Below are 23,747 nucleotides of genomic sequence, written 5' to 3'. Positions count from 1 at the left end.
TTCCCCGCGCCGGGGCGGTAGGACAGATGATCGTGTGGTGCCGACGGCGCCCGGTGTGCCAGTCTCGTGCCATGGACGAGGACGTCGCCGCGGCGCTGCGGGCGTCGGGAACGCTCGACGAGCTGATCGACGAACGGCGCCAACTTGCCCTGCTGCTCAACCGGGTGGCGCTGCTGCGCGGGATCGCCGACGCGGCGCGCGACGCCGGCGGCGTGGACATCGGGATGGTCGGCGACCCGGGCGGCGGTCCTGGCGGTGACGAGGTGGTGCTGCGCGGCCTGGTGGGCGTGGAACGCGAGGGCCTGCGGGATCTCGTGGTGCCGCGCGGCCTGGGCCTGGGCGGCAAGGTCGCCGCGCTGCTGCGGCCGGTGTGGGTGCAGGACTACGTGCTCAGCGGCACGATCACCCACGACTTCGACGGGCCGGTCAGCGAGGAGGGGTTGCGGGCGCTGCTGGCCCTCCCGATGCGCTACGGGGACCACTTCACCGGCGTGCTGTACGTGGGGCTGCGGCGGCAGGCGCGGTTCGGGGACGACGCGATCGCCCGGCTCCAGCGGATAGCGGACGACGGCGCCGAGCAGTTGTACGTGGCGGACCGTCTTGAGGAGCGCACCGAGGCGGCGGTGGCCGCCGAACGCGGGCGGATCGCGGCCGGGTTGCACGACTCGGTGGGCGCGATGCTGTTCACCGCCGGGGCCGAACTGCGCGATCTGCGGACCGCCCCGGGGCTGAGCCCGCAGGTGTCGGCGCGGCTGCGGAGCGTGGAGCGGCGGATAGCGGAGGCCGCCTCGTTGTTCCGGGAGTCGCTGGCCGGGATGGACGACACGGCGCCCCGCGCGGAGTTGCACGCCACGCTGGTGGCGGACTGCCGGGCGTTCGGGGAGCGGACCGGGATCGTGGCGCGGTGCGTCGTGGTGACGCCCGTGCCGGAGCTGGACGGCGGGCGGCGCGGCGCGCTGGTCGCCGTGGCGCGGGAGGCGTTGCTGAACGTGGAGAAGCACGCGCGGGCGTCGTCGGTGGTGGTGAGCCTGGCGGGCATCGACGGCGGCGTCAGCCTGGCCGTGGCGGACGACGGCGTCGGCTGGAACGACGCGCCGCCCGACCCGGCGTGGTCGTCCGGGCGCGGCCTGCCGACCGCCCGGGAGCGGCTGGAGCGGCTGGGCGGCTCGCTGTCCGTGGTCAGCGACGAGGACGGCGGGCTGACCGTGCGGGCGTGGCTGCCGTGAGGGCGACGGCGGACGCGCCGCTGCGGCTGCTCGTGGTGGACGACCACCCGGTGGTGGCGGGCGGGGTGCAGCTCCTGCTGCGTTCCGACCCGACGATCGTGATCGCGGGCACGGCCCGCTCCGGCCGGGAGGCGATCCGGGTCGCGGCCGACGTCGCGCCCCACATGGTGCTGCTGGACCTGCGGCTGCCGGACATGCTCGGCACGGAGGCGATCGGCGCGCTGCGGGCCCGGGTGCCGGGGGTGCGGATCGTGCTGTTCACCGCCTACGCCGAACACGCGGCGCTCCCGGCCGCGTTGGCCGGCGGCGCGGACGGCTGCCTGCTGAAGGACTCCACGATCACCGACCTGGCCGACGCGCTGCACCGGATCGCGAGCGGCGTGCGGGTGATCGACCCCCGGCTCGGCCCGGAGGGCTCGGGCCGCGTGACGGAGGCGCTGATCCGCACCGGTCTGACCCCCCGGGAGTACGAGGTGCTGCGCTGGGTCGCGGTGGGCCGGACCAACCCGGAGATCGCGGAGCAACTCGGCCTGACGCGGAACACGGTGAAGGCGTACCTCCAGAGCGCGATGGCGAAGCTCGGCGCCCACAACCGCGTGGAAGCGGTCGCCCGCGCCGGCCAGGAGCGCCTGCTGTGACGCCGGCGTCCGCTAGTTGACCTCGCGGTCGCGGCCGGACCAGTAGGGCCGGCGGAGCTTGTACTTCTGGAGTTTGCCGGTCGCCGTGCGGGCCAGTTCGACGCGGAACTCCACGGAGGTGGGGGCCTTGTAGCCGGCCAGGCGGCGTTTGCAGTGGGCGATCAGGTCGTCCTCGGTGACGGCGAAGCCGGGTTTGAGGACCACCAGGGCCTTGACCGTCTCGCCCCACTTGTCGTCGGGGACGCCGATCACCGCCGCCTCGGAGACCGCCGGGTGCGAGAACAGGACGTCCTCCACCTCGATCGACGAGACGTTCTCCCCTCCGCTTATGATCACGTCCTTCTTGCGGTCGCTGATGGTGAGGTAGCCCTCCTCGTCGATCGTCCCGCCGTCGCCGGTGTGGAACCAGCCGTCGGCCAGGGCCTCCTCGGTGGCCTCCGGCTGCTGCCAGTACCCGCGCAGCACCACGTTGGACCGGGCCAGGACCTCGCCGGACTCGGAGGTGCGGAGGGTGACGCCGAGGGCCGGCGTGCCGGCCCGCACCAGCTTCTCGGCGCGGGCCTCCACGTCGAGGCCGTCCCATTCGGCGCGGCTGCGGTTGACGGTGAGCAGCGGGGAGGTCTCGGTGAGGCCGTAGATCTGGATGAACTCCCAGCCCAGCTCGTACTCCACGCGCGCGATGGTGCTGGTGGGCGGCGGGGCGCCGGCGACGATGACGCGGACCCGGTCGCGGCCGGGGATCTCGCCCTCCCACTCGCGGGCGGCGGCCAGCACGGCGTTGACGACGGCCGGGGCCGCGCACATCACGGTGACGCCGTGCTCGGCGACCCGGCGCAGGATCTCCGCACCGTCTATCCTGCGCAGCACCACGTGCCGGGCGCCGAGGCCGGTCATGGCGAACGGCATGCCCCAGCCGTTGGCGTGGAACATCGGCAGCGTGTGCAGGTAGACGTCGCGGTCGGTGATCCCGGCGTGGAGCGCGAACGTGACCGCGTTGACCCAGGAGTTGCGGTGGGTGATCTCCACGCCCTTGGGGCGGGCGGTGGTGCCGCTGGTGTAGTTGATGGTGGCGAGGGCGTTCTCGTCGGCCTCCCACGGCACCGGGGCCGCGCCGAACCGGTACAGCTCGGCGTCGGCCTCGGCACCGAGGGTGAACCGGTGTTTGACGGGAACGGAGGCCAGCGGCCTGGCCAGTTCGGGATCGGCCAGGAGCACGCTCGCCCCGGAGTGCTCGACGATGTACGCGATCTCGTCCGGCTTGAGGCGGAAGTTGACCGGGACCAGCACCCGGCCGTACCCGGCCACGCCGAAGAACGAGGTGAGCAGCCGGGCGCTGTTCGGGGAGACGACCGCGACCCGTTCGCCGGGGCCGACGCCGAGCGCGTCCAGCCCGGCGGCCTGGGCGGCGGCCAGCTCGCCGAGGCGGCCGTAGGTCAGGTCTCCCCAGGACTCGGCAGGCTGCGCGGGCTCGTCCACGACCCCCGTGCGCTCGCCGTACACCGTGACGGCGCGGTGGAGGAAGTCGCGGACGCTGAACGGCACGAACATGCCGGCCTCCATCTCTGTGGCTCGTGTGGCTAGTTGCCGTGCGCTTATCGGGCCATGAACGAGCGGTTGCGAACACCCCCATATGGGTGGGGCGCGGAAGCGTTGCGTTCGGCATTGCCGAACGCTGTTTGGGAACTGTACGCTCGCCACACTTTTCCGGCCAGACCCGCGGAGCACCCGAGACCATTCGGGGACATCCAGGACATAAGACGTTGAGGGAGCGAGGAGAGACCGATGGCGGAATCGCGCGAACACGTGTTCACCGGTGCCGGTGGCGGCGAGATCGTGGCGCGGGAGTGGCCGAACGAGCGCCCCCGCTACGTCGCCCTCCTGGTCCACGGCTACGGCGAGCACATCGGCCGTTACGAGTACGTGGCCGACGTCCTCGTCCGGCACGGCGCCGCCGTCTACGGCCCCGACCACCTCGGGCACGGCAAGTCGGCGGGCGAGCGGGTCCTCATCGAGGACTACGAGGCCGTCGTCACCGACGTGCACACCCTGGCCCTGCGCGCCCGCGAGGACCACCCCGGCGTACCGGTCGTGGTGATCGGCCACTCCATGGGCGGCATGATCGCGACGCGCTACGCGCAGCGGTACGGGCACGAGCTGGCGGGTCTGGTGCTGTCGGGGCCCGTGATGGGCCGGTGGGACCTGCTGGCGACGCTGCTCGACCTGCCCGAGATCCCCGAGATCCCGATCGACACCACCGCCCTCTCCCGCGACCCGGCCGTGGGCGTCGCCTACGCCGACGACCCGCTGGTGTGGCACGGCACGTTCAAGCGCCCCACGCTGGAGGCGCTCGGCCGGACCCTGGACGCCATCGCGGCCGGCGGCGACCTCGGGGAGCTGCCGGTGCTGTGGATGCACGGCGAGGCCGACCGGATAGTGCCGGTCGACGGCACGGCCGAGGGCATCGAGCAGGTGCGCGGCAAGAACCTGACCCAGCACCTGTACCAGGGCGCGGAGCACGAGATCTTCAACGAGACCAACAAGGACGAGGTCCTGGCCGAGACCACCCGCTTCATCGACCGGGTCCTGGGCGGAACGGCGTAGGCCCGTCGTCCCGCAGCCACCGGCACGCCGGACGCCAACGCCGATGCTCCGGGCGGGTGATCCCGTGGCTCGGAGTCGTATCGGCCCGGGGGGACGGGTCGTTGAAGGCGTCGTGCCGCCCATGCGCTGTGTTCTGGCGGCCGTCGTCCTCGCCACCGCGCTGGGGACGACGGCCGGTTGTGTCACGTCCGGCCCGGTGGAGGCCGGTCCCGAGCCGGTGGCCGGGCCGGAGGACGGGCGGGCGCCCGAGCCGCCGGCCGGGCGGGGAGCCGGTCCCGGGCCGACGCAGGGACCGGCCACGGAGGGCCTCACCCCGCCCTCCCCCCCCCCCCCCCCAGGCGGGGACACCCCCGGCCCTTCCCCACCACCCGCGCCGCCGGCGGAGGGGGACGACCGAGGCCTGGCCGCGGCCCGCAGTGGCGAGTGAGAGTGCTGGAAGACGGACCGAGGAGGGATGGGGTGCTGGGGGCGGGAGCCGGGGGCGGAGGCCCGCCGCGCCGGGCGGCTCCCGACCGGATCGCGCCCCGGACCCCGGATCGGCCGTCGCGCCGGGGGTGGCGGAGGACGCGACGGCCGAGGTGTGCGACCTCGGCGCCGAGCTGGGGTACCTCGACGACGAGGAGCTGCGGTCGGCCTGCGGCCGGATGTTCCCGGCGCCGTGACGGAACGGGGGCGGCGGGTGACTGTTTCGCGGTGCGACCCGTGGGGCACCCGGGAGGGAACGTTCCCGAGCCGCCATGACGAACGGAGGCGCGTCGCGATGACCACGCCACGACCCGATCCCGTTCCGCCGACGCCCACGCCGCCGCCCATGTAGCACCCTTCGGGTGTGATCCCGGTCTCCCTCACCGCCCCGGTGTCACATCCGCGCGGCGTCGATCCGTCCTGGCCGCCGTGCACGCAGAATCCGCGTGTGCCGCGTGTGCCACGAGGGAGAGACACAACGATGCTGGCGAAACTGACGGCATTCCTGCTGCGGAGGCGACGGGCCGTGGTGGCGGTCGCCGTGCTGCTCGCGCTGGTGGGCGGCGCGCTGAGCGCCACCCTGTTCGACGAGATGAAGGCGGGCGGGTTCGACGATCCGGGCGCGGAATCGGGCCGGGCCGCCGACGCGCTGGAGGAGACGTTCCACCGCGAGGGCCTCAATCTGGCGCTGCTCGTGCACGCCCCGGACGGGGTGGACGACCCGGCGGCCGTCGCGGCGGGCACCGAGCTGAGCCGGCGGCTGGCCGGCGAGGAGGGCGTCACCGACGTCACCTCCTACTGGCTGGCCGGTGAGCCTCCCCAACTGCGCGGCGCCGACGGCGACAAGGCGTTGATCCTGGCCTCCATCCCGGGCGACGACACGGAGGCCGGTGAGCGGCTGGCCGAACTCGGCCCGCGCTACGAGGGCGAGCAGGACGGCGGGCTGCGGGTCCAGATCGGCGGCACCGCGAAGATCGGCGAGGAGCTGGGCAAGCTCAGCGAGGAGGACGCGGTACGCGGCGAGTTGATCGCGTTCCCGATCATGCTCGTGGTGCTCGTCCTGGTCTTCGGTAGCCTGATGGCCGCCGCGCTGCCGCTGATCGTCGGCATGCTGACCATCATGCTGTCCCTGGGCATGCTGTGGGGTCTGGCCGTCACCACGGACCTGTCGGTCTTCGCGGTCAACGTCGTCACATTGCTGGGTCTCGGACTCGCCGTGGACTACAGCCTGTTGATGGTCAACCGGTACCGGGAGGAGCTGGCCGCTGGGCGGGAACAGGCCGCCGCCATCAGGGCGACGATGCTGTCGGCCGGGCGGACCGTTCTCTTCTCGGCCGTCACCGTGGCCGTCACGCTGGCCGGGCTCGCCTGGTTCCCGCTGCTGGCGCTGCGGTCCATGGCGTACGCGGGCATCGCCGTGGCCCTGCTGACCGCCGTCACGACGCTGACCGTACTGCCCGCGCTGCTGGCCCTGTTGGGGACGCGCCTGGACAAGGGCCGCGTGCTGCGCCGCCGCCGTGACGCGGTGGCGCGCGACGCGGAAAGCGGCTTCTGGCACCGGCTCGCCTCGTTCGTCATGCGCCGCCCGGTGCCGGTGGCGACGCTCGGGCTGCTCCTCCTGCTGCTGCTCGGCGCGCCGTTCCTCGGCATCACGATGGGTCCCGCCGACGAACGCGCGCTGCCGGAGTCCTCGTCGGGGCGGCAGGTGGCCGAGGTGCTGCGCGCCGAGTTCGGCTCCGGCGAGAGCCAGGCGGTGCTGGTCGTCCTGCCGGACACCGCCGCCGGTTCGCCGGAGGTCGCCGCGTACGCGGCCCGGTTGTCCGGGCTGCGCGACGTGGCGCGCGTGGACAGCGCCGGTGGTTCGTGGGTGGACGGCTCCCTCGCCGCGCCGCCCGGCCCGGCGCACGAGGGGTACGCGGCGCCGGACGGCGGCGACGGCGTGTACCTGTCCGTGGTGCCCGATCCGGTCGGCAACGGGCAGGTGGAGCGACTCGTGCGGGACATCCGGGAGTCGGCGGCCCCCGGCGAGGTGCTGGTGGGCGGCCAGACGGCGGTCAACCTCGACGGCATCGACGCGATCGTCGACCGGCTGCCGATCGCGGGCCTCACGCTGGCGGTCGCGATGACGGTGCTGCTGTTCCTGCTGACGGGCAGCGTGCTGCTGCCGTTCCTCGCGATCCTGCTCAGCGTCCTCGGCCTGACGGCGACGTTCGGGGCGCTGGTGTGGGGCTTCCAGGACGGGCACCTGGCCGGGGTGCTCGGCTTCACCCCGACCGGTGAAGTGGTGGGCACGGTCCCGGTGTTGCTGTTCGCCGTGGCGTTCGGGCTGGGCATGGACTACCAGGTGTTCCTGCTGTCCCGCATCCGTGAGGAGTACGAGCACACGGGGTCCCCGACGGCCGCCGTGTCCCTGGGACTCGAACGCATCGGCCGGATCGTGACCGCCGCCGCGGCCGTGTTGTCCGTCGTGTTCCTGGCGTTCCTCGTCTCGGACATCTCGTTCATGCAGGCGATGGGTGTGGGGCTGCCGCTGGCGGTGCTGATGGACGCCACCCTGATCCGCGGCGTGCTGCTCCCGGCGACGATGCGGCTGGGCGGCCGGGCGATCTGGTGGCTGCCGCCGTGGCTGCGCCGGGTCCACGACCGTTTCGGCCTGCGGGAGTCGGACCCGGCGGACGGTGCCGGGCGGGCCCGGGAGAACGAACGGGCCGGGGCGTAACGGGAGTCGGACGGCCGTCCGTTTCCGGCCGGGGGTGGCCGTCCGTTTCCCTGTTCCCATAACCGCGCGGCGCCGGGGGCGTTGGACCCGGTGGAAGTGCCGGGTTGCGGACGGACGGCGGTGGGTCTCATGGTCGGGACGGTCAGGTGGGTCGCGGTGGCGGCGCTCGTCGGGGGCGGGGTGCTGTGCCTGTCTCGTATACACGTCTGTCGCTGCCGACGTAGTGGATAGCGGGGAAGTTGACAGGCCGCGCTTGATCGTCAACACGACTCATGGGGGGGGTATGACGTGGAGAGGTGGGGGGAGAGCCGGGGGGAGTGTGGTGGAGAGGGGGGGGGGGCGGGGGATAGGAGGGGCGGGGCGGTCAGGTGGGTAGCGGTGGGGGCGGTCGGCGGGGGCGGGGTGCTGTTCTCGCCGGGGGCGGCGGCGCGGGAGGGGACCGGGGAGATCGAATACGCCGTGGACCTCGCGGAGTTGCCGGGCGCTGTCGTCCGCACCGAGCGGGGACGGGCGACGGACGACGGGACGTGCGTCTTCGCGGACGGTGGCGAGGGGACGGCGTCCGAGGCGGGCACGGCGACGGGGGCCGGCGAGGGGGCGTACGACCCGGGCGCGTGCGTGCGGCGCGTGGCGCGGGCCGTCTATCCGGCGGACGGCGTACCGGCGTCGGTCGCGGAGCGGTTCGGGATCGCCCCCGCGCGCTCGTCGGACGCGGGAAGCGCCGGGGAGCCGGGGCCGTGGGTGGGGAGCCTGCGGGTGAACGTCACCGATCCGCTGGGGCTCGACGTCTCCAGCACGACGTCCGCGCTGGAGTGGGAGGCGCGGGACGGGGGCGGGGTGCGCAGCGAGCACGACTCCGACTGGGACTGGCTGGCCCTGACCGGCTGGACCCGGACCGGCGCGGAGCACGAGGAGCGCAACGACGGGACGGTGGCGAGCACGGACACCGAGGGCGACTTCCTCAACAGTGTGTTCTGCCTGACCATCGACACCGTCACCCACCACCGCCAGACGTACTTCGAGGGCGCCGTCGACGGCTCGTGGCGCTGGGCGTACGAGGTGGAGAAGGCCGGGGGCTGCGCGGACCTGCTGCGCTACACGTACGTCGTGATCACTCCCTGACGGCGGGGAACGGTGAGGCATTTGCCCAGATGTCACTTTCCGTTCGGAAGCCCGCGGCGGTCCTCCTCCTAGGGTGACAGGGCTCCCCCCAGCCCCCCTCGTCACCGAAGAGGACTGCCATGACTGACGTTTCCGCCGACAGACCCGCCGGCTTCCAGCGACGCTCCCTGCTGCGCGGGGCCGGTGTCGCCGCCGCCGGCGTCTCGTTCCAGGCCCTGAGCACGCGGACCGCCGCCGCCGCGCCCGGCAAGCCGGCGCCCGGCCTCGGCTACGGGCCGCTGCGGCCGGTCAGGGACCAGACGACCGGGCTCGAACTGCTGTCGCTGCCGCGCGGGTTCGAGTACATCTCGTACGGCTGGACGAACGACGTCATGGACGACGGCGTACCCACGCCCGGTTCGCACGACGGCATGGCCGCCTTCCGCCACGGCGACAAGGTCCACCTGGTCCGCAACCACGAGCGCGGCGCCGGCGCGGCGTTCACCGCGCCCGCGTACAACCCGGCGGCCGGCGGCGGCACCACCACGCTGGTCTTCGACCCGGACGCCGGGCGGTGGCTGGAGTCCTACGGCAGCCTCGGCGGCACCATCCGCAACTGCGCGGGCGGGCCGACGCCTTGGAACACCTGGCTGACGTGCGAGGAGACCTTCGGCACCACGGCCGGTGTGCGGCACGGCTACATCTTCGAGGTGGCCTCCGAGGGCAAGGGCAACCCGGTCCCCTACACCGCGATGGGCCGCTTCAACCACGAGGCCGTCGCCGTCGATCCGGCGACCGGCTACGTCTACGAGACGGAGGACCGGGGCGACGCGGCGCTGTACCGCTTCGTTCCCGCCGTGCCCGGCGACCTCTCCCGGGGCGGGCGCCTGGAGGCGATGCGCATCGGCGCCGCCTCCTACGACACCCGCCGCGACGGCGAGCGGTCGTACGGCACGGTCTCCTGGGTGCCCGTCGAGGACGTGGACCCGGCCTCGGACACGGTCCGTTACCAGGCCCAAGCGGCGGGCGGCGCGGTGTTCGGCCGGCTGGAGGGCGCCTGGTACGGGAACGACCGCGTCTACGTGATCAGCACCGACGGCGGCCCGGCCCGGCAGGGGCAGGTCTTCGAACTCGACCCCGCCACGGACGAGTTCCGCGTGCTGTACGCCTCCCCCGGCGCGGACGTCCTCAACGCCCCCGACAACATGTGCGTCAGCCCGCGCGGCGGCCTCGTCCTGTGCGAGGACGGCGACGGCACGGAGTACGTCCACGGGCTGAGCCAGGACGGCGAGATCTTCCCGTTCGCCGCGAACAGCGCGGACCTGCGGGCCGGTACGGCGGGCAAGGGCGTTCCGGCGGCCGACTACACCGGCTCCGAATGGGCCGGTTCGGTGTTCGAGCCGAAGAACGGCAACTGGCTGTTCCTCAACATCCAGTCCCCCGGCATCACGTTCGCCATCACCGGCCCCTGGCGCCGGGGTGCCCTCTGACGGACACCGGCCGCACCGCGCCCGCCCCCGGCGCCAACCGGGCGGCGGGCGCGGTGATCGCGCGCCCTGGAACGAAGATCGTCAGCCCGGTTACGCTGGTCGGGTGGCCCAACTGACAAGCACCACGGTGACGTCCGGCGGCGACCCACCCGCCTGGCGGGTCCTCGCCGGATATGTCCGGCCGCATCGCGGCGCGTTGGTCCTGGGAGCGGTGCTGTCGCTCGCCACCGGCGCCACCGGGCTCGCACTGCCGCTGGTGGCGCAGGAGTTGATCCAGAGCCTCTCCGACGACCGTTCCATCTCGGGCGCGCTGGTCCTGATGTCGCTGCTCGTCGCGGCGAACGCGGGCATCGGCGCGCTCGGGGCGTACGTCCTCCAGCGCACCGCCGAGTCGGTCGTCCTGACCGCGCGCCGGTCCCTGACGTCGTACCTGCTGCGGCTGCGGATCTCCGCCGTGGACGCCACCGAGCCGGGGGACCTGCTGTCGCGGGCCACGTCCGACACCACCCTGCTGCGCGCGATGACCACCGAGTCGCTCGTCGGCTTCTCCACCGGCGGGCTCACGCTGGTGGGCACGCTGGTGATGATGGGCACCGTCGATCTGGTGCTGCTCGGTGTCACGCTCGGCGTGATCGCCGTCGCGGCCACCGTCATGGGCCTGATCGTGCCGCTCATCCACAAGGCCAGCAAACGCGCCCAGGAGTCCATCGGCCAGATGGGCGCCGCGCTGGAGCGGGTCCTCGGCGCGCTCCGCACCGTCAAGGCGTCCGGCGCCGAGGACCGCGAGCGGCGGACCGTGCACGAGGCGGCCGAGGAGTCCTGGCGGCAGAGTGTGCGGGCCGCCAAGTGGCAGGCCCTGGCGGGGAACACGGCCGGGCTGTCGATGCAGGTCGCGTTCATCACGGTGCTCGCGGTCGGCGGCGCCCGGGTCGCCACCGGCGCCATCGGCATCGGCGCCCTCGTCGCGTTCCTGCTCTACGTCTTCTACTTGATGTCGCCGATCCAGCAAGTCGTCAGCGCCATCACGCAGTACCAGATCGGCGCGGCGGCCATCGCCCGCATCCAGGAGGTGCGGCGGCTGCCCAGCGAACCCGTCCACGCCCCCGCCCCGCTCCCGGCGCCCGGCACCGCGCCCGCGACCGTCACCTTCGACGACGTCCGCTTCCGTTACGGGCCCGAACTGCCCTACGTGCACCACGGGGTGAGCTTCTCCGTCCCGGCGCGCGGCATGACCGCGTTCGTCGGCCCGTCCGGCGCCGGCAAGACGACGGTCTTCGCGCTCATCGAACGGTTCTACGACGCCACCGACGGGCGGGTGCTGCTCGACGGGAAGGACGTCACCGACTGGGACTTCGGCGAACTGCGCGCGGCCATCGGCTATGTGGAGCAGGACGCGCCGGTCCTGTCCGGCACCCTGCGGGAGAACCTGCTGTTCGGCGCCCCCGAGGCCGACGACCGGGCCGTCGCCGAAGTCCTGCGCACCACACGGCTGGACGGTCTGGTGGCCCGGCTGCCCGACGGCCTGGACACCGTCGTCGGCCATCGCGGCACCAAGCTCTCCGGCGGCGAACGGCAGCGCGTCGCGATCGCCCGCGCGCTGCTGCGCCGCCCCCGGCTGCTGCTGCTGGACGAGGCGACGTCGCAGTTGGACGCGGTCAACGAGGCCGCGTTGCGCGAGACCGTCGCCGAGGCGGCACGCGAGACGACCGTGCTCGTGGTGGCCCACCGGCTGTCCACCGTCACCACGGCCGACCGGATCGTGGTCATGGACGCGGGCCGCGTCCAGGCCGTCGGCACGCACGCCGAACTGGTCGCCGCCAACGCGCTGTACGCCGAGCTGGCCGCCACCCAGTTCCTCGCGGCGACCGTCGAGTGAACCCCGCGTGAGCCGCGGGCGAACGGGGAAGCACGCCGGGAAGTGAGCGGCGACACGGTCCCGGAGGGGTGAAGCGCTCTTCCTCCGTGGCCCCGTCCGTCACATGCTGGACACATGCGTATCGGTACGCTCGCTCACGCCGCCGGTGTGACGACGAAAACGGTCAGGTTCTACGAACAGGCCGGTCTGCTGCCGGAGCCACCGCGCACCCCGTCCGGATACCGGGACTACCCGCCGGAGTTCGCCGACCGGCTGGTGTTCATCCGGGGCGCGCAGGCCGCCGGGCTGACGCTGGCCGAGATCCGCGACGTCCTCGCCGTGGGCGACAGCGGCCAGGCACCCGACGGCGCCGCCGCCGAGTTGATCGCCGCGCGGCTGCGCGCCATCGAGACGCGGCTGGTGGAGCTGACCCACACCCGCGACGCGCTGCGCGCGCTCACCCAGGCCCGCGACCCCGGCACCTGAACCACCGGCTCGCTCACCAACCGTCGCCCGGCACCCGCTCGGTGCCGTGCCCGCGCAGCACCGGCACCCCGGCCGCCCGCGCCGTCTCCACCAGCGCGTGCGACACATCGGGCCGCAGCGCCAGGAACGCCGTGGTGTACATGCACGCCCGAACGGTGCGCTCCCGGCCCAGCAGCCCCCGCGCGGTGAACTCACAGGCGATGTCGGGCGAGTCCGCCGCCTCCGGCTCGCGGTCGGCGCGCTCCCGCAGCTTCGCCACGAGCGTCTTCAGCCCGTCCGCGCCCTTGCCCAACGCCCACTTGCGGCCCGGCACCGGCGGCAGCAACCCCCGCAGCCGCTCGGTCTCCGCGTCGATCGAGTGCGCGGCCACGGCCGTGAACCCGTTGTGCAGCCGGAGTTGGACGATCTTCTCCCACGGAACGTCGTCCTCGCCGTCGAACCCGAGGCCCTCCGGCCCGATCCGGACCGACCCCAGGGCGTCCAGCGCGCCCAGCGGCCCGGCCAGCGGGCCGGGCACCCGCGGATGGCGGGCGATCTGCGCGCCGACGCCGAACTCCCAGGGCTCGTCCACCGGTACGGCGACCGGGCCCGGATACGCGGTCATCCGCGCCACCATCCAGGCCCCGGAAGCGGCTGCGGCGGACCGCGCCGACGCGCCGAGTCCGCCGAGCCGTCTGCCGATCTCCACTACGGCGCGGGCGTGGTCACGGTGAACGGCACGCCGTCCCCGAGGTGCAGGATCGCCCGGCCGGGCGTCGGCTGCTCGCTCGCCGCGCTGCGCGGCAGCTTGGCGCCGATCAGCTCGCCGTGCCGGTGACTGGACGGCGACAGCAGCACGCCGCGGCGCGCCTTCTTCGCGTCCACCTGCCAGCCGGAGAAGCCGCCGCAGAGGTCGCCCTCGTCACCGGCCAGCACCAGGTACCGGCCCAGCTCGGAGCCCTGCGTGATGATGTTCTTCAGCTCGTCGCCGCCGTCCGCGCGCCGCAGGTCCTCCCCGTCGTCCACCAGGAAGACGATAGGGTTCTCGGGCGACGACGTGCTCACCGCCTCCCGCACCTCCGCCTCCGAGATGTCGTCGCCGGTGAAGACCTGGATGACACCTTCCTGTCCGGCCAGATCACGCAGCGGCGACGGCCGGGGCGCGGCGATGACCAGCCGCACGCCCTGCGCGAGATACGACTTGGCGAGCATCAACAGCACCGTGGACCGGCCCGACTTCGCCGGCCCGGCGATGATGAACGCCGGGGTCCCCTGCGCCAGGTCGGGGCCGTAGCCCATCAACTCGTCGCCGCCGACGCCGATCAGGCCCCACAGCCGGGACTCCGACGCCTCCGGGTCGCGCATCTCCCAGGCGTCCGCGAACGTCAGACGGCTGGGCAGCACGTCCACCCGGAACGGGCGCTTGGCGCGCGGCACCGCCGCGTCCCGCTGGGTGGCCCAGTCCCCGATGGCCCCCAGCGCCGCGGCCTGCGCCTGGCCCGACAACTCCTCGGCCAGGACGGCGACCTGGATCTCCGTCAGCGCCTGGTTGCGGAACATGCGGCCGTCGGCGATCTCCTCGGGCACCTTGCGGGCGGGCATGCCGATGTGCGAATAGTCGCCGCGGTCCGACAGCCGCAGCGTGTACCGCTCCTCGGTCAGGGCGCTGACGCGGCCGGACAGCACGGTCCGGTCGCCGGTGATGATCAGGTGGATGCCGACGCTGGCGCCCTCGCGGAGGATCACGTACAACTCGTCGGTCAGCGCGCCGTGGTCGATCTCGCCCAGGGTGCTGACCCAGCCCTCCCAGCGGTCGATCAGCACCACGATGTGCGGCAGCCGCTTGTCGGGCTCGGCGGCGGCCCGCTGCTCCCCAATGTCGGCCAGCGCGTCCTGCGCGAGGATCTCCTGACGGCGATCGACCTCGGAGCGGAGCCGCTTGACGAGGCGCCGCACCCGCTCGGTCTGGGTGCGGGACACGACGGCGCCGCAGTTCGGCAGCTTCGTCAGGGCGTTGAGCGCGCCGTTGCCGCAGTCGATGCCGTACAGGTGGACATCGGCGGTGGAGTGGATCCACGACAGCGAGCCCGCGATCGTCCGCAGCAACTGCGACCGGCCGCTGCGCGGGGCGCCGCCGACGATCATGTGGCTGAAGGTCTTGAAGTCGATCGCGACCGACCGCCTGGCCTGCTGCTCGGGCAGGTCCTCAAGACCGTAGGGCGCGGCGGGCAACGGACCGGCCGGGACCGGGTGTTCGAGGTCGCGCAGCAGCACCTTGTCACCGAGGGCGGGCAGCCACGGGCTGTGCTGCTTGGCGAAGCCCAACTGCCGGTCGGCCTCGATGATCGCGTCCACCAGCACCTTCAGGTCGGTGATCTCCTCCTCCTCGGCCTTGGCGCCCGCCGGGCGCTTCAGCCGGCCGCGGCCCAGGTCGTTCCACTCCAGGCGCCCGGCCCACGGCCGGCTCACCGCCGGATCGACGGCACCGGGCCGCCGGCCACCGACCCGGCCGGACTGGAACGGCACCAGCGACGCGTGCCCGAGCCGCACATAGGCGCGTCCCGGCGTGGACTTGGCGATGAACCCGGCGTCGGGCGCGTCGATGACGTCGGAGGACTCGCTGGCGTCGGTGACGCGCAGCGCGATCCGCAGGTTGGTGTTGGCGCGGATCTCCGGGGAGACGACACCGCTGGGCCGCTGCGTGGCGAGCAGCAGGTGGATGCCGAGGGACCGGCCCCGCTGCGCGATGTTCACCAGACCCTTCACGAAGTCCGGCAGTTCGCGGACCATCGAGGCGAACTCGTCGATGACGATGAGCAGGCGCGGCATCGCGACGAGCCGCCCCGGGGAGCGGCGCATCAAGTCCTGGTAGTCCTCGATGTCCTTGGCGCCGACCTCGGCCAGGATGTGCTCGCGGCGGGTCAGCTCGGCGCCCAGCGAGGCCAGCGCGCGTTCCACCAGGTGGTTGTCGAGGTCGGTCACCATGCCGACGGTGTGCGGCAGTTGGACACAGTCCTTGAACGCGGAGCCGCCCTTGTAGTCGACCAGGACGAACGTCATGTTCTCGGGGGTGTTGGCCACCGCCAGCGACGCGACGATCGTCTGGAGCAGCTCGGACTTGCCGGAGCCTGTGGTGCCGGCGATCAGGCCGTGCGGGCCGTCGCGGCGGATGTCGATGGCGAACGCGCCGTCGTAGGACTCGCCGATCACCGCCTCCGTGGACTGGCCGCCCAGCCGCCAGCGGGCCGCGATCGCGCCCGCCGTCGGCGGCTCCATCTCGATGACGTCCAGCAGCCGGCTGGACGACGGGATCGCCGCGTCCTCGGACTCGCCGCTGATGTCGCGGATCGGGGAGAGCGAACGCGCCAGCAGCTCGCACCACTCGGGCCGCACCCAGTCCGGCCGCACGTTCCTGATGCGCCAGGCGCCGGTCTGCTCCACCCGCAGCCGGTCCGCGAGTTGCGCGGGCGCGGGACCCGCGGCGAGCTGCCCGGGGCCGGAGGCGCTACCGGGCACGGCGAGAAAGGTGTGGAACCCGGTCGCGTAGCCGGGCTGCCGGGCGCCGCCCTGCCCGCCGACGCGCTCCGGGTTGGGCTCGGCGATGACGACGGCCTGGCACTCGCCGGGCAGGAACCGTTCCTCGTCGTCGAGGCAGAGCGCGAAGATCGAGGCGTCGGGCCCCTCGCGCAGCAGCCGGATCACGCCGGGCAGCGACCGCATGCGGCGCGAGCCGTCGAAGACGACGACGATGTCCGGGTCCTTGAACGTGGTCGCGCCCTGCGAACGGGCCTGCTTGGCGGCCTTCTGCCGGGCGTCGAGCAGCCCGATCAGCTCCGCGATGCGGGCGCCGATGGTCTCCGCGTCGGTGCCGATCAGCGCGTTGATCTCGTGCTCGGGCGTGGGCCTGGAGTGCGGCAGCCAGCGCATCCAGTCCCAACTGTGCTGACCCGAGCCGTCGGTGAGCAGGAAGAACTGCACGTCGACCGGGCTGTGCAGCACGGCGATCTGCCCGACGGCCCAACGCCCCAGCGCGCGGGCCGAGTCGCCGGGACCGGCGAAGCCGACAACGCCGAGGGTCCGCAGCGGCAGTGTGACGGGCGCGTCGGCGATCTTCCAGAACACCTGCCGCTTGTGCTCGTCCTGCTCCGGGTCGGTCAGCACCACCTCGGAGTCCAGCTCCACCGTGCCGACGCGGATGAGGAGATGGTCGTTGTCGGTGCGCCTGCGCTCCCACAGCCGGGTGCGCGGGCCGGTCGCCTGCGTCAGCACGGTCGCCGGGTCGGGCGCGGCGTGCCGGCGGGCGAAGCGTTCCGCGATGAGCGCGTCCCGGGCGTCCTTCTCGATCCGGGCCTTGCGTTCCCCGTACTCCTCGACCTTCTTGGCGTGGGAGATGCGCCCGCGCTTCTTGTCCATCATGTAGTTGGACAGCAGCATGATGGGGCTCATGAAGGCCATCATCAGGAAGATCCAGCGCCCGGTGATGCTGGCCATGGCGACGGCGCCGACGACGGGCAGGATCGCCATCAGCAGCGGCAGGGGCCGCTTCTCGCGCTCGCCGGGCGGTCTGGGCAGCGTGAACTTCGTCTGCCGCTCCGGCGGCAGCAGCCGCGGCGGCCGGTTGTAGTCCAGCCCGGCGCCGTCCTCGGACACCTTCAGCGCGGCGTCCGGCGGGAAGTACGGCGTGAGTTCGAAGAGGGAGTCGCCGACGGCGAGTTGCTTGCCGAGTTTCCAGTCGCCGCGGTCACCCTCGGTGTGGGTGAACGGTTCGCCGTCGATCAGCGGCTGCGTCTCGCTGTAGACGGTGACCTTGCAGGTGCCCTCGGCGGCGACGCGCAGCGTCATGGCGTGCTCGGGGAGGGTGGGGTCCTCGATCCGGATGTTCATGTTCTGGCCGCTGCCGATCTCGACGCGGCCGACACCCATGCGGTGCACCGCGCCGGCGGCCGGGCCGCCGACGACGCGCAACTCGACGATGCCCTGCGGCTCGCCGGGCCGGCAGCCGCCGGGGTTGTGCAGGCTGACGACGGTGCCTTCGCGGAGCGGGGACTGGGCGAGCGTGAGGGAGGGGTCGACGTACTCGCCGTCGACGAAGAGGTGCGCCGTCCCCGCCGTGTCGGCGGGCATGCCGTGCCCGGCCATACCGGCGGGCTGGCTGAAGCGGCTCCCCACCAGGCGCGTGAACTCCGGCGCCAGGTCGCCGATCTGCGTCTCGGGAGCGGCATCGATCACGGTGTCGGCACTCAGACCCCCGACTGGGTCGACGACTGTCAGCGTCAGGCGCACGCTGTTCCTCCCGTTGTGACACAGCAAAGTGCTTCGCTGGACATGACCATAATCGCATCTTGTGCGGGCGTGACAACGGGTGCTGCGAGCTGGTGCAACCGCAATGCGCCGGGCTGCGTCCTATGGTGCACCGAGGCGCTCGGCGCCCCCCGTTGCCGGGGGTATCGCCCTGTGCGTCGCGGACGTAGTCTGAGTGCACGTGGCGCTGTGCCGGTTCACGAGGGCCACGCCGCACACCGGAATCCAGCGGGGGGACCGGCCCCCTGCCCCACGACAGAAGGGGGATCCGTCATGGCCGACCTCAATGTGACATATGACGACATGCGGGAGGCGAGCAACAGGCTCATCTCCGAGTACCAGGCCATGGACGCGAAGCTCGATGAGCTCCAGGGCTACATCGATGGTCTGGTGTCGGACGGTTACGTGACCTCGCGGTCGTCGCGCGCCTTCGACGAGTCCTACCGGGAGTTCACCCAGGGCGCCAAGAAGGTGCTCGAAGGACTCGAAGGCATGGGCCAGTTCCTCCAGACGGCGGCCGACACGATGGAAGAGACCGACACCGGTCTCGAAAGCGCCATCCGCGGCGGCTGACCCCATATCCCGCACAGCGCGGGGCGATGCCCGACGGGCATCGCCCCGCGACTGTTTCCGGCCACACGCGTACGCGGTCGCGAATCACCGGACCGGGTGAAGATTCGCTCCGCACGGTGAACCAGTGGCGGCCAAGGCCCGCCAGGACCTGACGACCGCCGGGTTCCCTCTCCCCGCTCCTGACCACGTGACTGCTTGTGGCCGGCGTCACCCGGATACCGGACCGTCCGCGAAAGGCGACCCCTGGCGGCCCCATTCGTAGGAGAATTCACCGCCGTCGACACTGACTCCCGCGCCGCTCGGCGGGAGATCGAAGGTCTCACGCAGCCACCCGTCGATGGCCAGGGCCGCGACTTCCGAACGGTAGTCGGAGAGTGGGTGGTCCAGTTCCTGGACAGCGATAAGCAAGCCTTCCGGACATGCCGCGACGAGAGCCGGGCCGGAGAGGGAGATGCCGAAGGCCAGCCAGGCGGCGCCCTTCCATAAGCCGGGACGCGTCAGATCCCACCAAGCCCAACCCCGGCTCTGTCCTCCGGATCGAAGCGATAGAGCCAGCCCTGGAGGTTCCAGGGCCCATCGGTGCCGCGGTGCCGTTCGTAGGCTTCTCATCCGGCCAACACGAACGCCGGCGCCCTCGTCGGCCGCCATTCACAGATTCGGACGACCGAGTCCGGAATGCTGTGGACAGGGATCTCCTCACCTTGGAACGGCTGGGACAGGGCCAGCTCCAGGACAGGGGAGAGGACCTCCCGCACGCGGCGGACGTAGCCTTGCTGATCCGTCGGCACGGTGACATCGAGGAACGCGAGGACCGGGGTGTTCGCATCGGGCCGCGGCCTGATGTCAAGCCGCTCCTTTTCACGTGTCAGATCTTCCGGTTCATGCAGCATGGAAAAGCCTCCGACTCTCAGACGAACGTACCGCGAGGTTCGCTCACCTACTCACTCAGCCAGATAGGAGAAGTCCGTTTCATCGACTTCGCAGGGGGCAGCTACGATCTTCACCCATTCCCTCCGCTCCTGCTCCCCCGTCGTTTCCCGTTACGGATTGGGCGAAGTGCGGGCCGCTCGAGAATGCCTCCGCCTCCTCGCCACCCTCGAACCTGAAGAGGACAGCAGCCCGCAGCAGCGTTTCGGCAGCGATCGTGGATTCTAGATCCACTGTGGGTACGAGAAGGTTCCTTCCGAAGTTCTGAGTTCACCTGTTCTCAGTCATCCGGCTTCTCGGCGAGCGACACCAGCCTCATGCCCGGACGCAGCCCCTCCACGTCTGGGCCGGCGAGCCCGCCCTTCGCGTTGTGCGGAGGATCAAGGATTTCCACCGGACGCTCGTACCGTGTGATCCATTCCAGGCGCAGTGGCGTGACCTGATCAGCGGTGAGCCACATCCCTTGCCGCGCGACTCCGGACAGGCACCGCACGACACATACCGCATCGCCGTCCTGTGCGCGCTCCACATGCTCGATCACCAACATCGCCGTGTGGCAGGTCCGGGACCCGCTCATCCCTCGGCCGGGCTCTTCGGGAGGCGGAGGATCAGGTGCTGAAGATCCTGTGGGGCGACATCCAGGTTCTTGGAGACTGACTTCCTCACCACCATCGCCGCGATCAGCAATTGCAGATCATGCCCACCCGCTTCCAGGATCTCGTCGAGCGTCTGGAGCGCCGGGACCAAGGACACCTCGACAACGGGTGGGAGCGCGTCGAGGTACATCGTGCCCTCGGTGAACACAAGGTCGGCCAGCTCGGTGGCGGCTTCCCGGACGCGCTCGACCTCCGGAGTCCCCAGAAGGCTTCGCGCCTTTTCTTCCTCCGGGATGCCTTCGGGAAAGAAGTCCTCGCTCCGTATGATTGTTTCCTCGGACTGAGCTGGAGTAGTTGACGTTCAGGTGATCCAGCAACGGCATGCAGGCATCCGGGCAGGGGGACGCCGGGGCACCAACGGGTACCTACTTACCCAGCCGACGCCTGACCCCTAGCGATCCACCCCGCCACAACCTTCTGGGCCACCCGCCGCGTCCCCCCACCTACGCCGCCGGTCATAACCGTCGGCGTGCCCTGGATCTCATGCAGCATACGCGGCCAGTCTGTAGTAGCCCTGGCCGAGGCGCTCCAACTGGCCTTGGCCGACCAACCGCTCCAGGACAGCCGAGACCTGCGTGATGTCGCACTCCTCGACACGGCCGGATGTCTCCAGGTACTGGCAGACGTCATACACCTTGAAGCAGTCACCCTCTCCGGACCGCGTCCCGTCGAGGTGAACCTCCGCTCCATCGTGGCCCGCCAGGACCTCGCCGCCGTCGAATCCCTCACACTGCCCGAGACCACGCCGGACGAACTGACCTACTACGTCTGCGCCCTGAAGCGAAGCCTGTGCAACCTGCTCCAGCTCATCGCCCACCTGGAAGGCCACAACCGATGAACCTGCCGGCCGGTGTGATGTCCCCGGTGGAAATCGACGCCACCACGGCCCGCCGTGGCGAACAACTCCTGATCGGCGGCCAGGTCTTCACTATCCACACCATGACCGCCCTCCGGAACGGAGGCAAACTCCTGACCTTCACCACGGGCGAGTGGCTCACCCTCCGCCTCACAAACACCCTCTGGGCCACCCGCCGTGTCTCCCCGCGAATCCCCCCGAAGCACCATAGTGCCGGCACTACGTCCGAGACAGCGACGAGAAGAAGCGCCGGAGGGCGGTGATCGTGGTCTCCCACTCGGAGATCCGGCGACCGTCCTCGCTGACCGTGGTACGCGGTCTCACCGATTTCCAGGGCGCATCGGCGTCGAAAGCTTCGTCCAGTTCGTCGAGGAAGATCACCGAGTTGTGCACATGGACCACTTCTCCTGCTCTGTAGAGCGGCCAGCAGAAGATAAAGTTGCTGTCCTCCGGATCGGTGATGGATGTCACCAGGCATGACGTGGCATTGTCGTCCGAACTCAGGACTTCGAACGCTTCGCGCCAACTACGCACGTAGTCGTCCACACTCCAGAAGCTCAGGCTGGCCAGGAAGCTCTCGCTGAAGTCCCCGATCCGGATCGTTCCGCTGCCCTCGGTCAGGCCTGTCGCGTCCCGAGGGATCTCCCCTGATTCGAGGGTGATGGAGAAGGTGTCATTCTTTGACATAGTTCAGATCCGCATCATAGGTACCCAGACGTTCGCCCCTGCGGTCGAACATTTTCCAGCCATCGGTGACATTGTGACCGTCGACGTCGGGTGTGATGTAGTTCCTGCCGTTGGAGAAGACTGGCTGGCCATGAGAGTGGAACGGCGCCCTCTGCGGCGGGATTCTCCTCGTGTAGCCGAGATCCCGTGCCCGGTCGCTCACGCTCGGACCGTACGCCTGCCTGTTCTCAGCGCTCCGTGCCGCGACCGAGTCCGGATGGTAGGGGTCGCCCCGCAGAGCGGGAGACGAAGTGTATCCCTCGCGAAGCCCCGGATGCGCGCTCAGGCCCAGCGGGTCAACCCACGTGTGCGGGTTGGGGACGTAGGCGTAATGGTTGGGACCGGGAGCGAGGCCGAGAGGATCCGGGCTGGTGTAGCGGGCGGTATGGGGGTCGTAGTGACGGTGGAGGTTGTAATGCCAACCCGTCTCGGGGTCGGCGTACTGGCCGGGGAAGCGGAGCGGAGTGTGGGGACCCGTGCCGCCCTCGGCTGCCGCTGTTCCCCAGAGGGACGTTCGGCTCTGCCACGCGATGCGACCGGTTTCGTCCACGAGTTCGGTTGGAGTGCCGACGAGATCGGTGACGATGGCGTAGAAGCGGCGATCGATCTCGCTCTGCGCCACACTCTCAGTCTGAGTGATGGGGTGCAGGCCGTCGTAGTCCCACGTCATCGTCCGGGCCGTGGCGGAGCCAGTGTCAGTGGTCTGCTCGACAAGCGTGTTGTCGTGCCACGTGAAGACCGTGCTCTCGGCCACGTCGCCGTTCTCGTCGAGGCGTTGCTTCTCGATCCGGCGCCCGAGCGGATCGTAGTGATACCGCCAGACAGTGCCGTCCGGAGTTGTCACCTCCCGAAGCCGGTCCTCGCTGTCCCACACATATCGCCACGTTGAGGGCCTCTTCGAGAGATTCTTGATCTGACGCAAAGCGACACGACCCGCTGAGTCGTGCTCGAAGCGGACGCGACCGGCTCGACTGATCCGGGTCCCCGTGTACGAGCGCTCGCCCAGGGTGTCGGAGGAACTCCGATCCGGCCAGTCGGCCGCCGTCTGATTGCCAGCCGCGTCATAGACGTAGCTTTCGGACCATCCGCGTGCCGAAACGGCGGTCACACGGCCGGCCAGGTCCAATGCGAAGGAAGTCGGCCCGCTGACATCATCGTTGACCGTGGTGACGAAGTGGTCGGAGCGGTAGGTGTACGAGCGACTGCGAAGCCCACGGCCGTGCGCGGTCAGCCGCTGCTCGGCGAGGCGCCCGGCGGCATCCCATGTCTGCTGGAGATCGATGCCCGGAGCCATGCGCCGACCGATTTCCTGGCCGACGGCGTCCCGCTCAAAGAGAACGGCGCGGCCCGCGATGTCGAGGCTGGCGAGGTGGCCCGACATGTCATAGTTCAGGGCGCTGATCTGGCCGCTGGGCGTGGTGCGTGTCAGCGGGCGCCCCAGGGCGTCATAACTGTGCCGGAGAACTCGACCGTTGACCGTCTCAGCCAGAACCCGCCCCAGTGGATCGCGTTCGATGGTCAGCTCGCAGTCGGGGCCGGTGGCGCTGACCAACTGCCCTGTGGGGTCGTAGGTGTAGGTGGTGACCTGACCGTCGCTCTGCTTGGACTCGATGTTGCCCAAGGGGTCACGCCCGTAGGTCACGGTCTGACCAAGAGCGTTTGTACGGGCGATGAGTTGCCCCGCGGCATCCAAATGGTAGGTGATTTCGCGATCGTCGAAGTCGGACTCGGAGATCAGGCGCCCTGCCGCGTCATATGCGTAATCCCAGGTGAGGCCCTGCGGGTTGCTGACGCTGATCAGTTGGAGTTCGGTGTCGCGCTCGAAGGAGTACCGAGCCCCGTCGGCGTCGACCTGCACCGTAGGCAGGTCGAAGGCTCCATATTCGAAGCGAGTGACCCCGCCCTTCTCGTCGGTGTGACGGAGACAATTTCCTTCGGCGTCCCAGGTCCATGATTGAGTCCCGCCCACCGGATCGGTCTGACTCAGCGGCTGCCCCTCCACCGTGTACGTCATGTGCCTGACGGCCCCCAGGGGATCGATGACCTCGATGACACGCCCGAACGCGTCCCGGTGGACAGTGGCCACCTCACCGTCGGAGCCGATGAACGCGATGGGCAGCCCGACGGCATCGCAACGAATCCGTGTCG

General features: G+C 71.1%; 20 protein-coding genes. 11 read left to right on the top strand and 9 right to left on the bottom strand.

Annotation, left to right across the window (positions count from 1 at the left end; translation table 11 throughout):
* Positions 1-71 precede the first annotated feature (71 nt).
* Positions 72-1,226 carry a GAF domain-containing sensor histidine kinase gene (locus tag BN2279_RS25160; protein ID WP_059013324.1) on the top strand — a complete coding sequence of 385 codons (1,155 nt, stop codon included), beginning with the start codon at positions 72-74 and terminating at the stop codon, positions 1,224-1,226.
* Positions 1,214-1,864 (top strand): response regulator, encoded by a 651-nt coding sequence (locus tag BN2279_RS25155; protein ID WP_199827793.1) that lies wholly within the window; start codon positions 1,214-1,216, stop codon positions 1,862-1,864. The genes BN2279_RS25160 and BN2279_RS25155 overlap by 13 nt, the downstream gene beginning before the upstream one ends.
* 12 nt (positions 1,865-1,876) lie before the next feature.
* On the opposite strand, the gene BN2279_RS25150 is transcribed toward BN2279_RS25155, so the two are convergent.
* Positions 1,877-3,412: an AMP-binding protein gene (locus tag BN2279_RS25150; RefSeq protein ID WP_059013658.1), complete on the bottom strand. Its 1,536-nt coding sequence runs from the start codon at positions 3,410-3,412 to the stop codon at positions 1,877-1,879.
* Positions 3,413-3,646: 234 nt separating this feature from the next.
* Between BN2279_RS25150 and BN2279_RS25145 the strand changes: the two genes are divergently transcribed.
* From BN2279_RS25145 to BN2279_RS25120, 7 genes are all read left to right on the top strand, one after another.
* A complete protein-coding gene (locus BN2279_RS25145) occupies positions 3,647-4,465 on the top strand; it encodes an alpha/beta hydrolase (RefSeq protein ID WP_059013323.1) in 819 nt (272 codons plus the stop codon).
* 121 nt (positions 4,466-4,586) lie between these two features.
* On the top strand, positions 4,587-4,892 hold the full coding sequence (locus BN2279_RS29620) for a hypothetical protein (protein ID WP_159037332.1): 306 nt from the start codon (positions 4,587-4,589) through the stop codon (positions 4,890-4,892).
* Between the two features lie 519 nt (positions 4,893-5,411).
* On the top strand, positions 5,412-7,649 hold the full coding sequence (locus BN2279_RS25140) for an MMPL family transporter (protein WP_079032488.1): 2,238 nt from the start codon (positions 5,412-5,414) through the stop codon (positions 7,647-7,649).
* Between the two features lie 378 nt (positions 7,650-8,027).
* Positions 8,028-8,771 carry a hypothetical protein gene (locus tag BN2279_RS25135; protein WP_059013322.1) on the top strand — a complete coding sequence of 248 codons (744 nt, stop codon included), beginning with the start codon at positions 8,028-8,030 and terminating at the stop codon, positions 8,769-8,771.
* 119 nt (positions 8,772-8,890) lie between these two features.
* A complete protein-coding gene (locus BN2279_RS25130) occupies positions 8,891-10,240 on the top strand; it encodes an alkaline phosphatase PhoX (protein WP_059013321.1) in 1,350 nt (449 codons plus the stop codon).
* Positions 10,241-10,343: 103 nt separating this feature from the next.
* Positions 10,344-12,116 carry an ABC transporter ATP-binding protein gene (locus tag BN2279_RS25125; protein WP_407702305.1) on the top strand — a complete coding sequence of 591 codons (1,773 nt, stop codon included), beginning with the start codon at positions 10,344-10,346 and terminating at the stop codon, positions 12,114-12,116.
* Positions 12,117-12,230: 114 nt separating this feature from the next.
* A complete protein-coding gene (locus BN2279_RS25120) occupies positions 12,231-12,581 on the top strand; it encodes a heavy metal-responsive transcriptional regulator (protein WP_059013320.1) in 351 nt (116 codons plus the stop codon).
* A gap of 13 nt (positions 12,582-12,594) precedes the next feature.
* Here BN2279_RS25120 and BN2279_RS25115 read toward each other — a convergent pair whose 3' ends face one another.
* Together BN2279_RS25115 and BN2279_RS25110 are read right to left on the bottom strand one after the other, a co-directional pair.
* On the bottom strand, positions 12,595-13,185 hold the full coding sequence (locus BN2279_RS25115; RefSeq protein WP_159037331.1) for a hypothetical protein: 591 nt from the start codon (positions 13,183-13,185) through the stop codon (positions 12,595-12,597).
* An 83-nt stretch (positions 13,186-13,268) separates the two neighbouring features.
* A complete protein-coding gene (locus BN2279_RS25110; protein WP_059013318.1) occupies positions 13,269-17,843 on the bottom strand; it encodes an FtsK/SpoIIIE domain-containing protein in 4,575 nt (1,524 codons plus the stop codon).
* Positions 17,844-18,134: 291 nt separating this feature from the next.
* Here BN2279_RS25110 and BN2279_RS25105 point away from each other — a divergent pair, with 291 nt between their 5' ends.
* Complete coding sequence (locus BN2279_RS25105; protein ID WP_079032487.1) at positions 18,135-18,434, top strand: WXG100 family type VII secretion target; 300 nt, start codon at positions 18,135-18,137, stop codon at positions 18,432-18,434.
* 605 nt (positions 18,435-19,039) lie between these two features.
* Here BN2279_RS25105 and BN2279_RS25095 read toward each other — a convergent pair.
* From BN2279_RS25095 to BN2279_RS29615, 4 genes are all read right to left on the bottom strand, one after another.
* The gene (locus BN2279_RS25095) at positions 19,040-19,324 is read right to left on the bottom strand and encodes a hypothetical protein (RefSeq protein ID WP_059013316.1); all 285 of its coding nucleotides are present in this window, start codon (positions 19,322-19,324) and stop codon (positions 19,040-19,042) included.
* Between the two features lie 317 nt (positions 19,325-19,641).
* Complete coding sequence (locus BN2279_RS25090) at positions 19,642-19,908, bottom strand: hypothetical protein (protein WP_159037330.1); 267 nt, start codon at positions 19,906-19,908, stop codon at positions 19,642-19,644.
* Positions 19,909-19,934: 26 nt separating this feature from the next.
* Positions 19,935-20,147, bottom strand: a complete 213-nt coding sequence (locus tag BN2279_RS25085; protein ID WP_159037329.1) for a hypothetical protein — start codon at positions 20,145-20,147, stop codon at positions 19,935-19,937.
* Positions 20,148-20,498: 351 nt separating this feature from the next.
* Positions 20,499-20,720 (bottom strand): DUF6896 domain-containing protein, encoded by a 222-nt coding sequence (locus BN2279_RS29615; protein ID WP_407702316.1) that lies wholly within the window; start codon positions 20,718-20,720, stop codon positions 20,499-20,501.
* Between BN2279_RS29615 and BN2279_RS29610 the strand changes: the two genes are divergently transcribed.
* Entirely contained in the window at positions 20,691-20,855 is a 165-nt protein-coding gene (locus BN2279_RS29610; RefSeq protein ID WP_159037327.1) for a hypothetical protein, read from the top strand. The genes BN2279_RS29615 and BN2279_RS29610 overlap by 30 nt on opposite strands.
* Before the next feature lie 237 nt (positions 20,856-21,092).
* On the opposite strand, the gene BN2279_RS25080 is transcribed toward BN2279_RS29610, so the two are convergent.
* Positions 21,093-21,560, bottom strand: a complete 468-nt coding sequence (locus BN2279_RS25080; RefSeq protein ID WP_159037326.1) for a hypothetical protein — start codon at positions 21,558-21,560, stop codon at positions 21,093-21,095.
* Entirely contained in the window at positions 21,547-23,685 is a 2,139-nt protein-coding gene (locus BN2279_RS25075; RefSeq protein WP_059013313.1) for an RHS repeat-associated core domain-containing protein, read from the bottom strand. The genes BN2279_RS25080 and BN2279_RS25075 overlap by 14 nt, the downstream gene beginning before the upstream one ends.
* Between the last annotated feature and the right edge of the window lie 62 nt (positions 23,686-23,747).

Source organism: Streptomyces specialis, assembly GCF_001493375.1.
Classification (GTDB): domain Bacteria; phylum Actinomycetota; class Actinomycetes; order Streptomycetales; family Streptomycetaceae; genus Streptomyces; species Streptomyces specialis.
The sequence above is the reverse complement of the archived record's forward strand: the minus strand, read 5'-3'. Positions and strand labels throughout refer to the sequence as shown.